The organism is Pseudomonas sp. NBRC 111138 (genome assembly GCF_001320835.1).
GTDB lineage: Bacteria > Pseudomonadota > Gammaproteobacteria > Pseudomonadales > Pseudomonadaceae > Aquipseudomonas > Aquipseudomonas paracarnis.
Window position 1 is genome coordinate 1 of sequence record NZ_BCBO01000023.1, and the last position, 10954, is coordinate 10954.

Here is a 10954-nt window from a genome sequence, read left to right on the forward strand (position 1 = left end):
CGACGGTAAACACCTGTTCACGTGCCGCAGCACTTGGGTACTTGAGCACGTTCTGCGCCAGCGTCCGTGCATGCGCCGACAACGTGCCGTCCACCGAGCGCAATGCCAGTTGATGGGCTAGCACTTGTCGGCGCAATGCGACCAATTGCTCCTCCGTGTTGGGTTGGGAGGGCTCGCCAGCCCCCCAGAATGTATTCAGGCTCAACGTGATGGCTATTTCCAGCCTGGCGGCCAGGGTTGTCGTCGAGGCATTGGCAGAGAGGATTTTATCGGTGTCCAGGGTGTTGCATTCGCGGTAGAAGGCGCCGCTCTCCTGGGTCAGATAAGACTCTGCGCCAGGCGCGCGTAAGGTGGCCAGCAGCGAGCCCAGTGGTTCGCAGGACAGCAGGTGCTTTTGTCCTTCCTGGTCTTCGCGATAGCGGCTATAAAAAATCTGGTTGGGATTGATGGGCAGATGTGCATCGGGAAACATCTCGGCCAATTGCTGCTGGTACACGCGGCCGACACTCGGCTGTCGCCTTACCAGCTCAGAGGTCTGTGCATTGAGTTTGTCGAGTTCACGGGTGAGGTAAGCCAGTTGTTCTTCGGCAGAAAGTGAAGCCGGCGGCACGACCGCAAGCGTCATCGGTTGCACGGTAGGGGTTGACGTGCTGTCGGCCGGCAGCGGTTGTGGTTCGTCAGTGGATGATTCTTTGAGGGTGGGCAATGAATTGTGCATGAGTAAACTCTTATAAAAGAGCGCGGCGCACCGAGGTGCAGCGAGCCCTGCTGAATATGAGTTTGCGAGTTTAGGGTGGCCGAAACTGGACCCTGCGGTGTATGTATGTCGGAAAAAATCGCCCTGCACTCGCGAGTTGCGTGTGCAGAATGCGCGTGGGATCCTTGGCCGCTTTTCAATCCGAGAGAGGGCCTTCCATGTCCAAGACTATCCGCATTGCAGCCGCGCTGTTGGTCCGTGGCGACGGTCAAACCCTGCTTGTGCGCAAGCGCGATACCCTGGCTTTCATGCAACCGGGCGGCAAAATCGACGCCGGCGAGCAACCTGCCGAGGCGCTCGTCCGTGAGTTGCACGAGGAGCTGAACCTGCGCGTTGATCCGAGCCAAGCCGTCTATCTTGGCCAGTTCTCGGCACCCGCGGCCAACGAACCGGGTTTTACCGTAGAGGCGGAGTTGTTCAAGGTGCAGGTCGACGTCGCCGTCACCCCTGCAGCAGAGATTGAAGAGGTGTGCTGGATCGATCCCATGGGCGAAGGTGACTTGCATCTGGCGCCATTGACGCGCGATTTGATCCTGCCGTTCTATCGTGATTCGCTGGCTACCGCATGATGATTCGCCCGCTGGACGCCGACGATGCGCAAGCCTATCGGGCATTGATGCTCGAGGCCTATGGCGCGTACCCGCAAGCGTTCACGTCCAGTGTCGCGGAGCGCGCCTCGATGCCATTGAGCTGGTGGGAAAAGCGTCTCGACAGCCCGCTGGATTGCCTGTTGGGCGGCTTTGATGGGGCGCGACTGGCCGGCATCGTCGGCCTGGCCTACGAGCCTCGCGAAAAGGCGCGGCACAAGGTGACCTTGTTCGGCATGTACGTGACCGAGGCTTATCAACAGCAAGGGCTGGGGCGGCAGCTGGTGCAAGCCGCACTGGAAGAAGCCCGCCGCCACCCGCGCCTCAAACTGATCCAGCTGACCGTCACCGCCGGCAATGACGCGGCCTTTGCGCTCTACCAGCGCTGCGGTTTCATTCAGTACGGCCTGGAGCCACTGGCCGTGCGGGTAGGCGTCGAATACTTCGACAAGATCCACATGTGGCGCGAGCTACATTGATCGTTCCAACGCTCTGCGTGGGCACGCATCCCGTGACGCTCCGCGTCACCACGTGGACGCAGAGCGTCCTTGGCGGCATTCCCACGCAGAGCGTGGGAACGATCGGCACTCGCCCGCACACTCAGAGCCCGCTCAACGCACCGCGCTTACGCCATCCAAGGTGGAAAACGAGGTGTCCTTGGCCGTCAGCAAGAAGTCGCGCATATAAGGTGCATCCAGCATGTCGGCACGAATGCCCGCATACAAGGTGGCGAACAAACCCTTCTCACCCAACCGCTTGGCCTTCACATACCCGCGTGAGCTGTATTCATGCAGCGCCCAGTGGGGCATACCGCACACCCCACGGCCGCTGGCCACCAGTTGCATCATCATCACGGTCAGCTCCGAAGTCCGCACCTGGGCCGGTTCAACGTCGGCCGGTTCCAGGAAGCGGGTGAAGATGTCCAGGCGGTCACGTTCCACCGGGTAGGTGATCAGGGTTTCTGTCAGCAGGTCTTCCGGCACGATGTAGGACTTGTTCGCCAACGCGTGCTGGTTGGCCACCGCCAGCATGGCTTCGTAGGTGAACAGCGGCACGTAGGTGATACCCGGCAGTTCCAGCGGGTCGGAGGTCACCACCAGGTCCAGGTCGCCACGGGCCAGGGCCGGCAGCGGCGCGAAGGCAAAGCCCGAGGCCAGGTCCAGCTCGACTTCCGGCCAGGCATCGCGGAACTGGTCGATGGTCGGCATCAGCCACTGGAAACAACTGTGGCATTCGATCGCCATGTGCAAGCGCCCAGCGGTACCCCCGGCCAGCCGCGCAATATCGCGCTCGGCACCGCGCAACAACGGCAGGGTGGCGTCGGCCAATTGCAGCAGGCGTAGGCCGGCGCTGGTGAAGCGCACCGGTTTGGTCTTGCGCACGAACAGTGGCATGCCCAGGCGCTCTTCCAGTTCCTTGAACTGATGGGAGAGGGCGGACTGGGTCAGGTGCAGGCGTTCGGCGGCTTCCACCAGGCTGTCGGCTTCGCGCAAGGCGTGCAGGGTTTTCAAGTGACGGATTTCGAGCACAGGCGCTCCATGAAGAAAATTTGCGACGAAAACGGAATGCTTGATTTTGTCTCATGTTGTGGGGCGTGTCGACCATGACCACTGGGCGCTCTTCATCAAACTGTCATCGAACTGTGGCAGCGCGCTTGAACAAACTTCATCAGACTCGCGCTCTACTGGGGTTCTGCGTTTTGGTGTTTTTCATGCGTGCGTTGTTTTTAGTGGCCGCTCTACTGTTCGGCCTGCCGTCTTTTGCGGCGTCTCGATGTGATGTCAATGTCCCGACCCAAACGGTCGACCTGGCTCAGGTGAGCATCGCCTATCAAAGTATCGGCCGTGCGTCCGACCCTGCGTTGCTGCTGGTAATGGGCCTGGGCGGGCAGTTGATTCACTGGCCGGACGAAGTGGTGGTGGCCCTGTGCGAACAAGGCTTTCGGGTGATTCGCTACGACAACCGCGACGTCGGCCTGTCCACCTGGCGGCAGGCGCCGGCGAGCGCCAACCTGACCTTCGAAGTGCTGCGCTACAAGCTCGGCTTGCCGGTGGCTGCGCCTTATACGTTGACCGACATGGCCGACGACGCCCTGGGCTTGATGGACGCGCTGCAGGTGCAGCAATTTCACGTACTCGGCGCGAGCATGGGCGGCATGATCGCTCAACACCTGGCGGCCATGGCGCCACAGCGCGTGGAAAGCCTGACCCTGATCATGACCAGCTCCGGCGCCGAGGGCTTGCCCGCGCCGAACGCGGCGCTGGTGCAATTGCTCTCGCGGCGCAGCGCGCCCAATCGTGAGGTGGCGCTGGAGCAACAGGCGGATTTGCTCGCGGCGTTGGGCAGCCCGGATATCAAGGACGATCGCCAGGCGTTGCTGCACCAGGCGGCGCTGTCCTATGACCGCGCCTTCAACCCCGAAGGCGTGAAGCGCCAGATCATGGCAATCCTGGCCGAGCCAAGCCGTGTGCCCTTGCTCAACCAACTGCGCGTGCCTGCGTTGGTCGTCCACGGCACCGCCGACCCTTTGCTGCCGGTGATGCACGGCGTGCACCTGGCCGCGCATATCCAGGGCAGCCAGTTGAAATTGATTCCCGGCCTGGCCCACCGTTTTCAGGAAGCGTTCAAGGCGCCCTTGCTGGCGGCGGTGTTGCCCTACCTGCAAGCCCATCGCCAGGATGCCGCGCACTGGGCGCAGATCGATTTGAGCGAGCCTTCGAAGGTGCTGTGAAGGTGGTGTATCGTGCAACCTTTATGTATACGCATGACTGCACGCGAGGTTGCCCACCATGAGTACTCCCCTGAAAATCGATTTCGTCAGCGACGTATCCTGCCCCTGGTGCATCATCGGCCTGCGCGGCCTGACCGAAGCCCTCGACCAGCTCGGCAGCGAAGTGCAGGCCGAGATTCATTTCCAGCCGTTCGAACTGAACCCGAACATGCCCGCCATCGGTCAGAACATCGTCGAGCACATTACCGAAAAGTACGGTTCCACGGCTGAAGAGTCCCAGGCTAATCGTGCGCGTATCCGCGACATGGGCGCCGCATTGGGCTTTGCGTTCCGCACCGACGGCCAGAGCCGTATCTACAACACCTTCGACGCGCACCGCCTGTTGCATTGGGCCGGGTTGGAAGGTTTGCAGTACAACCTCAAGGAAGCGCTGTTCAAGGCGTATTTCAGCGATGGCCAGGATCCTTCCGACCACGCGACCCTGGCGATCATCGCCGAGAGCGTTGGGCTGGACATTGCGCGCGCCGCCGAGATTCTTGCCAGCGATGAATACGCCGCCGAGGTCCGCGAGCAGGAGCAGCTGTGGGTGTCTCGTGGGGTGAGTTCGGTGCCGACCATTGTCTTCAATGACCAATATGCGGTGAGCGGTGGGCAACCGGCGGAAGCCTTCGTCGGCGCGATTCGCCAGATCATCAACGAATCGAAATCCTGAGGCCGAGCACGCAGCAAAATGTGGGAGCTGGCTGTCAGTTGCAAATGAGTTGGCTGAAACACTGCCATCGCAGCATAGGTATCTACACAGCTTTGGTGTGACGCTGGACCTGTGGCGAGGGAGCTTGCTCCCGTGACGGACTGACAGTCCGGCGCCTATCTACCTGACACCCCGCGATTCAAATGTGGGAGCTGGCTTGCCTGCGATGGCGGCCTACCAGCCAATGCCTATCTACCTGACACCCCGCGATCAAACTGTGGGAGCGGGCTTGCTCGCGAAGGCGGCCTGACAGGCGACACAGTTGGACCGTGTACATATCCATTGCTGCGGTAACGGCCACTTAGGGTTCCGCTCTGACAGCGGCTCACTTTTGAAAAGCGCAAAAGTAAGCAAAACGCTCTTGCCCCACCACTCGGCACCTCGCTTAGGCTCGGTGTGCCCGAACACAGGCTTGAATCCGTGGGCCGCCGCCACGCGCCATCCATGGCGCGGGGCGGCTAACCCGGCGTCCTGCCGGGTTACCCACGAATTCAAGCCTGCGTTCGGCCAGCGTGGTTTAACGGGGCGCCTAAAATCAAAAGCCAGAGCAAGATCACAAGCAGAGCAAGATCAAGAACGGCTCGCTTCGCATCGTAGTTACCGTCTGCGCTACAGCCTACAAAGTTGTGTAGATACCTATGGCCATCGCAGGCAAGCCAGCTCCCACATTTGATCTGTGTCGGCATTAAGAGAAGCACTGGCCCATCCCTTGCATTACCCCCCTAAAGCCCAACCGGCCTGCGGTTGGGCACTGCCATTAGGGGTGAAACTTACCTTGAATATTCTTGACCTTGACCACAGCCTCACCGGCCAGGCACCGATTGCCCTGCGGTTGGCCAGCGGTCGGGCCACGCGCCTGGACCTGCTGGACCTGGGCCCGAAATTGCGTTTGTGGTCCACCGAAAAAACCTGGAAGCGTTTCGTCGAGCGCCTGGCCCAACGGCCACGGCCCCGTGACGCGCGTCCGGAAATCCTGTTTGTCGGTTCCGGGGATTATCACCACCTTACGCCGGCGTTTTTGGCCGACCTCAAAGAGCCCGTCAGCCTGATTCACTTTGACAACCACCCCGACTGGGTGCGCTTTGCGCCCAAGCGGCACTGTGGTTCGTGGGTCAACCGGGCGCTGAAGATGCCAGCGATCCAACGCATCGTCACCCTCGGCCCGTGCAGCGATGACCTGCATAACCCGCAACTGCGCGGCGGCAACCTTGGCGCCCTCAAGCGCGGGCGTTTGCAGCTGTTTCCCTGGCAGCATCCGCCGTCCAAGGTCTGGGGCCGGGTGGGGGACGGCGCCGGCCACCAGCAACAGGAAAACCACCTGCACTGGCGCAACCTGGCGGACCTGGATTGGGGCGCCTTCCTCGACCAGATGATTGCCAGCCTGCCCACCGAGGCGATCTGGATCACCATCGACAAAGATGTGCTCGCCAGTGAAGACGCCGCCACCAACTGGGACCAGGGCGGCATGCGCCTGACCCATTTGCTCCAGGCCCTGCGGGCGTTGGCGGCGGGTAAACGCATCATTGGCATTGACGTCTGCGGTGAGTTCGCTACGCCGGCATTCAGCAACGCGTTCAAGCGCTGGGAAGCCAAGTCCGACCAGCCGCCACCGGAGCGCTGGAGCCCGCAAGACTTGCAGCGCAATGCCGCAACCAATGAAGCCTTGATCGACCTGTTTGAGGAGCTGTTCCCGTGACCCTGACCGTGGTGCTGTTACTGGCGTTTTCCATCGTCCTCGATGTGATTGGCCAGCTGTGTTTCAAATTGGGCGTGGACCGTTTGCCGCAACTCGATGGCGGTTTTCGCCTGCGTGCGTTCTGGGGCCAGGTGTTCAATGCGCCGCTGTTGTGGGCCGGCGTCGGCGCCTACGTGATTGAGTTTTTTGTGTGGCTCGAAGCGCTGTCCCGTGCGCCCTTGAGTCTGCTGTTTCCGCTGGCGGCGTTGGCCTATTGCCTGGTGGTACTGGCAGGCAGGGTGGTGCTCAAGGAGACCGTCAGTCGGCGTCGTTGGCTGGGCACGCTGGTGATTACTTTAGGTGTGATGTTGGTAGCGATCGCGGGGAATCAGGCATGACAACGCAAACAATCAATACCGGCTGGCTGCACGGGCGTGTTGGCACCCTGGTGCTATGGGCACTGCTGATCGCCACCGAAAGCGCCGGGCAGTTGTTCACCAAGGTGGCCGGCGATCAGTTGGGGCCGATGGACTTCAGTTGGCAATGGCTGGCGGACGTGGCGCGCAACCCGGGGATTCTGGCGGCGATTGCCAGCTATCTGGGTGCGTTTTTTGTGTGGATGCTGATCCTGCGGCGTAGCAGTTTGTCCCTGGCGTTTCCGCTGAGTTCGCTGGTGTTTGTGGCGGTGCTGCTGGGCTCTTGGCTGGGGTTGGGGGAGCACATCAGCGCGTTGCATTGGGTGGGCGTGGTGGTAATTATCGGTGGTATCGCACTGTTGGCTGAGGGCGAGGAACACTGAAGATAGAGCTATGAAACACAGGCCCATTGTGGGAGCGGGCGTGCTCGCGAATGCGGTGGATCAGTGAAGTATCGGGTGACTGACACACTGCTTTCGCGAGCAAGCCCGCTCCCACATTTTGCTCCCAGGTGATTCAGTCAAAGGTGTAGCTGATCGCCGTCTGCACCTGGCCCTGATTCACATGGCCAGCCTCCTTGACGATGCTGCTCTTGGCCGCCGACCCCACCAGGTGTACCCAGCTGGCGCTGGTCAGCAGCGACCAATGGGGCGCCAGGGGGAAGGCGAAGCTTTGGCTCAGCGTCACGTTCTGGAAGCCCCCGCTCGCTTTATAGGGCCGCAAGCCTGAAGCGACAGCTTCGTTGTTGTCCACGCCGAAGAAGGTATTGGTCTGGCGCGCATCGGCAAAATGCGCAACCAGGCTATTGCTGCCGATAATCCCGCCACCCACGGGGTAACCCAGTTCTCCGCCGATTTTACCCAGGGCGCCGCTCTGGGAATGCCCGCCGCCCACGGCCTGGCCCAATTGCGCGTAGACCCGCCAGAAATCGGCCGGGGCGTATTGGACGAAGCCGCCCACCTCGGCCATGTCCGACACGTTGCGCAGGCCCTGCAACTCGCCGTTGGAAGTACGCCCCGGCAGGTAGTTGATATAGGGGCCCGCGGTAAGGCCGTGGGTATCCAGGGCGCTCCAGGTGAGGCCGTCATCGGTACTCAGGCTGACGTCACCCCAATCCAGGTCCAGGTAAGGCACAGGCCGGGTTTCGTAGCGGCTGCCGCTGGGGTCGTGGGGCTGATAGCTGAGGCCCGCGCCCACGTCGCCCGTGATGCCTTCTGCCCACGCGGCGCTGCAAAGGCCCCACCCTCCAAGTAAACCGGTGAATACAGCAGCAGCGAGCTTGGACATGGGGACGTTTCCTGAAGGTGGGCAGGCGCGCATGAACGCGCAAACCGACGCGCCTGCGCAAGCACTCATGTTGTTTGTAGCAAGCTACAAAAATTGTAGCTCCCGCGACACCTATCACCGCGCATTTCGCCCTAACCCCCAGCCCTGCGGGGTTTTCGCCAGTTGGCACAGTCCCTGCTCTATCCCTTGGCAAGCGCATACAGCGCGCTCCTCCAAGGCCCTTTACCTAAAGGAAAGGCAGATGATCAACTGGCATATCGTGTGTGACTTCGACGGGACCATTACTCCCACGGATGTCATCGACAACGTCCTCCAACGCTTCGCCGGCCCCGAGTGGGAAACCATTGAGCAGGAATGGCTGGATGGGCATATCGGTTCACGCGAATGCCTGAGCCGCCAACTGGCGCTGATCAAGGCCACCCCGGCTGAACTGCTGGCGTACTTTGACAGTGTCGAGATCGACCCGGACTTCCCGGATTTCGTCGATCACGTCATGGGCCTGGGTGCTTCCATCGAAGTGGTCAGCGACGGCATCGAGCAGGGCATTGCCCGCATCCTTTCGCGCAACTACGTGACCCTGCTGCCGATCCTCGCCAACCGCCTGCGCCAGGTTGACCAGGACAGCTGGCGCATCGACTTCCCGTATGCCAGCGATGCCTGTCGCGCTGCTGCCGGCAACTGCAAGTGCAAATCCACGCCGCGCAACAAGCGCGTGCTGGTGATCGGCGACGGCAAGTCCGACATGTGCGTGGCCTCCACCGCCGACTTCGTGTTCGCCAAGGGCAGCCTCGCCGACTACTGCGTCGCCCACCAGATCCCTCATGCGCGCTTCGACACCTTTGCGCAAGTGCCGGCGTTGCTGGCCAAGCTGCCACAAGGCCTCGCCGCCAACGCCACCACCTTCAACACCTCTTCTGACAATCAGGAACTCTTCCATCATGTCTGATATCCGTATCGCTACCGCCGAAGACCAGGTGCTTCTGGATAAAGAAGCCAAGTATTGCTCCTACGGCGACACCGTTCACTACATCGAGCCGCCGCGTATTTTCAGCCGCTGCGAAGGCTCTTATGTGTGGGACACCGAAGACCAGGCCTACCTCGACCTGCAAATGTGGTACTCGGCCGTCAACTTCGGCTATGCCAACCCGCGCTTGAACAACGCGCTGAAAAAGCAGATCGACACGCTGCCGCAAATCGCCAGCCAGTACCTGCACAAAGGCAAGATCGAGCTGTCGGAAATGATCGCGGTCGATGCCAAGAACAAGTTCGGCCTCGACGGCCGTGTGCACTTCAACGTCGGCGGCTCGCAGTCGATCGAAGACTCCCTGAAAGTGGTGCGCAACGCCAGCAACGGCAAAAGCCTGATGTTCGCCTTCGAAGGCGGTTACCACGGCCGCACCCTCGGCGCCTCGTCGATCACCTCCAGCTTCCGCTATCGTCGTCGCTACGGCCACTTTGGCGAGCGCGCCAACTTCATTCCCTTTCCTTACCACTTCCGTGGCCCGAAGGGCATGACCAAGGAAGAGTACGGCAGCCATTGCGTGCAGCAGTTCGCCCGCCTGTTCGAGACCGAATACAACGGCGTCTGGGACCCTAAGACCAACCAGTGCGAATACGCAGCCTTCTACGTCGAGCCGATCCAGGGCACTGGCGGCTACGTGATCCCGCCGATGAACTTCTACCGCGAACTCAAGCACGTCCTGGATCAGCACGGCATCCTGATGGTGTCCGATGAAATCCAGATGGGCTTCTACCGCACCGGTAAACTCTGGTCGATCGAGCACTTCGACGTGCAGCCGGACGTGATCGTGTTCGGCAAGGCGCTGACCAATGGCCTCAACCCGTTGGGCGGTATCTGGGCCCGTGAAGAGTTGATCAACCCGAAGGTGTTCCCGCCAGGTTCGACTCACTCCACCTTCGCCTCCAACCCGCTGGGCACCGCCGTCGGCCTGGAAATGTTCAAGATGACCAGCGAAGTCGACTACGGCGCCATGGTCATGGCCAAGGGCAAATACTTCCTGGAAGGCCTGCAAGACTTGCAAAAACGCTTCCCGATCATCGGCGATGTGGACGGCCTGGGCCTGGCGCTGCGCTGCGAAATCTGCGGCCCGGATGGCTTCACCCCGGACAAGGCGACCCTGGACTACATGGTCGAAGAAGGCATGAAAGGCGACATGCTGGTAGACGGCCAGAAACTCGGGCTGATCCTCGACGTAGGCGGTTACTACAAGAACGTGATCACCCTGGCGCCGTCGCTGGAAATCAGCTACCCGGAAATCGATCTGGGCCTGAAGTTGCTCGAGCAACTGCTGGTGCGAGCGACCACGCGGTGAATGCTCAAGGGATCGACCTCGGTGAAGGTACTGCCGGTTTCGTTCTCGGTGAAGGTCCGGTCGGGATCCTGTTGATCCACGGCCTGACCGGCACGCCGACCGAGTTGCGCCAGGTCGCGAAGGGCCTGGCCAAGGTGGGTAACTGCACGGTGTATGTGCCCACACTGGCGGGGCACTGCGGCGACAACAGCGACTTGCAGGCCACTGGCTGGCAGGACTGGTACGAAGGCGTGCGCAAGACCTTCGTACAGGTCAAGCAACGCCACGGGCAGGTGTTTGTCGGTGGCTTGTCCATGGGCGCGGTGATGTCGATGTATGTGGCGTCCGAACATCCTGGGCAAGTCGCCGGGTTGCTGATGTATTCCACCACCTTGAAGTACGACGGTTGGAGCATCAACAAGCTGGCGTTCCTCACGC

12 protein-coding genes and 1 pseudogene are annotated in these 10954 nt (G+C 61.2%); 10 read left to right on the top strand and 3 right to left on the bottom strand.

The annotated features are described in order from the left end of the window. Nucleotides 1-718 (bottom strand): annotated as a pseudogene (locus tag APH41_RS04575) (hypothetical protein); the annotation flags it as partial. Nucleotides 719-915: 197 nt separating this feature from the next. Here APH41_RS04575 and APH41_RS04580 point away from each other — a divergent pair. Both APH41_RS04580 and APH41_RS04585 read left to right on the top strand, forming a co-directional pair. After that, nucleotides 916-1326 (top strand): NUDIX domain-containing protein, encoded by a 411-nt coding sequence (locus APH41_RS04580; RefSeq protein ID WP_034126447.1) that lies wholly within the window; start codon nucleotides 916-918, stop codon nucleotides 1324-1326. Further along, the gene (locus APH41_RS04585) at nucleotides 1323-1823 is read left to right on the top strand and encodes a GNAT family N-acetyltransferase (protein ID WP_054897702.1); all 501 of its coding nucleotides are present in this window, start codon (nucleotides 1323-1325) and stop codon (nucleotides 1821-1823) included. Before APH41_RS04580 ends, APH41_RS04585 begins: the two co-directional genes overlap by 4 nt. Before the next feature lie 132 nt (nucleotides 1824-1955). Here the strand turns inward: APH41_RS04585 and metR are convergent, their stop codons facing one another. Then, nucleotides 1956-2873: a transcriptional regulator MetR gene (gene metR, locus APH41_RS04590; protein WP_003188924.1), complete on the bottom strand. Its 918-nt coding sequence runs from the start codon at nucleotides 2871-2873 to the stop codon at nucleotides 1956-1958. A 182-nt stretch (nucleotides 2874-3055) separates the two neighbouring features. Here metR and APH41_RS04595 point away from each other — a divergent pair, with 182 nt between their 5' ends. The 5 genes from APH41_RS04595 (at nucleotide 3056) to APH41_RS04615 (ending at nucleotide 7300) form a co-directional block, all read left to right on the top strand. After that, entirely contained in the window at nucleotides 3056-4075 is a 1020-nt protein-coding gene (locus tag APH41_RS04595; RefSeq protein ID WP_034126527.1) for an alpha/beta fold hydrolase, read from the top strand. Nucleotides 4076-4133: 58 nt separating this feature from the next. Next, nucleotides 4134-4787 carry a DsbA family oxidoreductase gene (locus tag APH41_RS04600; RefSeq protein ID WP_034126450.1) on the top strand — a complete coding sequence of 218 codons (654 nt, stop codon included), beginning with the start codon at nucleotides 4134-4136 and terminating at the stop codon, nucleotides 4785-4787. An 814-nt stretch (nucleotides 4788-5601) separates the two neighbouring features. Beyond that, a complete protein-coding gene (locus tag APH41_RS04605; protein ID WP_054917749.1) occupies nucleotides 5602-6522 on the top strand; it encodes a hypothetical protein in 921 nt (306 codons plus the stop codon). Next, the gene (locus tag APH41_RS04610) at nucleotides 6519-6899 is read left to right on the top strand and encodes an EamA family transporter (RefSeq protein WP_003188930.1); all 381 of its coding nucleotides are present in this window, start codon (nucleotides 6519-6521) and stop codon (nucleotides 6897-6899) included. The genes APH41_RS04605 and APH41_RS04610 overlap by 4 nt, the downstream gene beginning before the upstream one ends. Next, nucleotides 6896-7300, top strand: coding sequence for a transporter (locus tag APH41_RS04615; protein ID WP_054917752.1), 405 nt, complete (start codon nucleotides 6896-6898; stop codon nucleotides 7298-7300). The genes APH41_RS04610 and APH41_RS04615 overlap by 4 nt, the downstream gene beginning before the upstream one ends. Nucleotides 7301-7433: 133 nt before the next feature. Here the strand turns inward: APH41_RS04615 and APH41_RS04620 are convergent, their stop codons facing one another. After that, nucleotides 7434-8204 (bottom strand): MipA/OmpV family protein, encoded by a 771-nt coding sequence (locus APH41_RS04620; protein WP_034126453.1) that lies wholly within the window; start codon nucleotides 8202-8204, stop codon nucleotides 7434-7436. Nucleotides 8205-8445: 241 nt separating this feature from the next. On the opposite strand from APH41_RS04620, the gene APH41_RS04625 reads away from it, so the two are divergent. The 3 genes from APH41_RS04625 to APH41_RS04635 all read left to right on the top strand — a co-directional run. Beyond that, nucleotides 8446-9150 (top strand): MtnX-like HAD-IB family phosphatase, encoded by a 705-nt coding sequence (locus APH41_RS04625; RefSeq protein WP_054897708.1) that lies wholly within the window; start codon nucleotides 8446-8448, stop codon nucleotides 9148-9150. Then, nucleotides 9143-10537 (top strand): aspartate aminotransferase family protein, encoded by a 1395-nt coding sequence (locus APH41_RS04630; protein ID WP_003188936.1) that lies wholly within the window; start codon nucleotides 9143-9145, stop codon nucleotides 10535-10537. Before APH41_RS04625 ends, APH41_RS04630 begins: the two co-directional genes overlap by 8 nt. Continuing rightward, the coding region (locus tag APH41_RS04635; RefSeq protein WP_156359027.1) for a carboxylesterase at nucleotides 10534-10954 on the top strand (421 nt) is incomplete at its 3' end. The genes APH41_RS04630 and APH41_RS04635, both read left to right, overlap by 4 nt.

Coding starts and splice junctions, on each gene's coding strand:
- APH41_RS04580 (WP_034126447.1), top strand. CDS start 916: ATGTCCAAGACTATCCGCATTGCAGCCGCGCTGTTGGTCCGTGGCGAC.
- APH41_RS04585 (WP_054897702.1), top strand. CDS start 1,323: ATGATGATTCGCCCGCTGGACGCCGACGATGCGCAAGCCTATCGGGCA.
- APH41_RS04595 (WP_034126527.1), top strand. CDS start 3,056: ATGCGTGCGTTGTTTTTAGTGGCCGCTCTACTGTTCGGCCTGCCGTCT.
- APH41_RS04600 (WP_034126450.1), top strand. CDS start 4,134: ATGAGTACTCCCCTGAAAATCGATTTCGTCAGCGACGTATCCTGCCCC.
- APH41_RS04615 (WP_054917752.1), top strand. CDS start 6,896: ATGACAACGCAAACAATCAATACCGGCTGGCTGCACGGGCGTGTTGGC.
- APH41_RS04620 (WP_034126453.1), bottom strand. CDS start 8,204: ATGTCCAAGCTCGCTGCTGCTGTATTCACCGGTTTACTTGGAGGGTGG.
- APH41_RS04625 (WP_054897708.1), top strand. CDS start 8,446: ATGATCAACTGGCATATCGTGTGTGACTTCGACGGGACCATTACTCCC.
- APH41_RS04630 (WP_003188936.1), top strand. CDS start 9,143: ATGTCTGATATCCGTATCGCTACCGCCGAAGACCAGGTGCTTCTGGAT.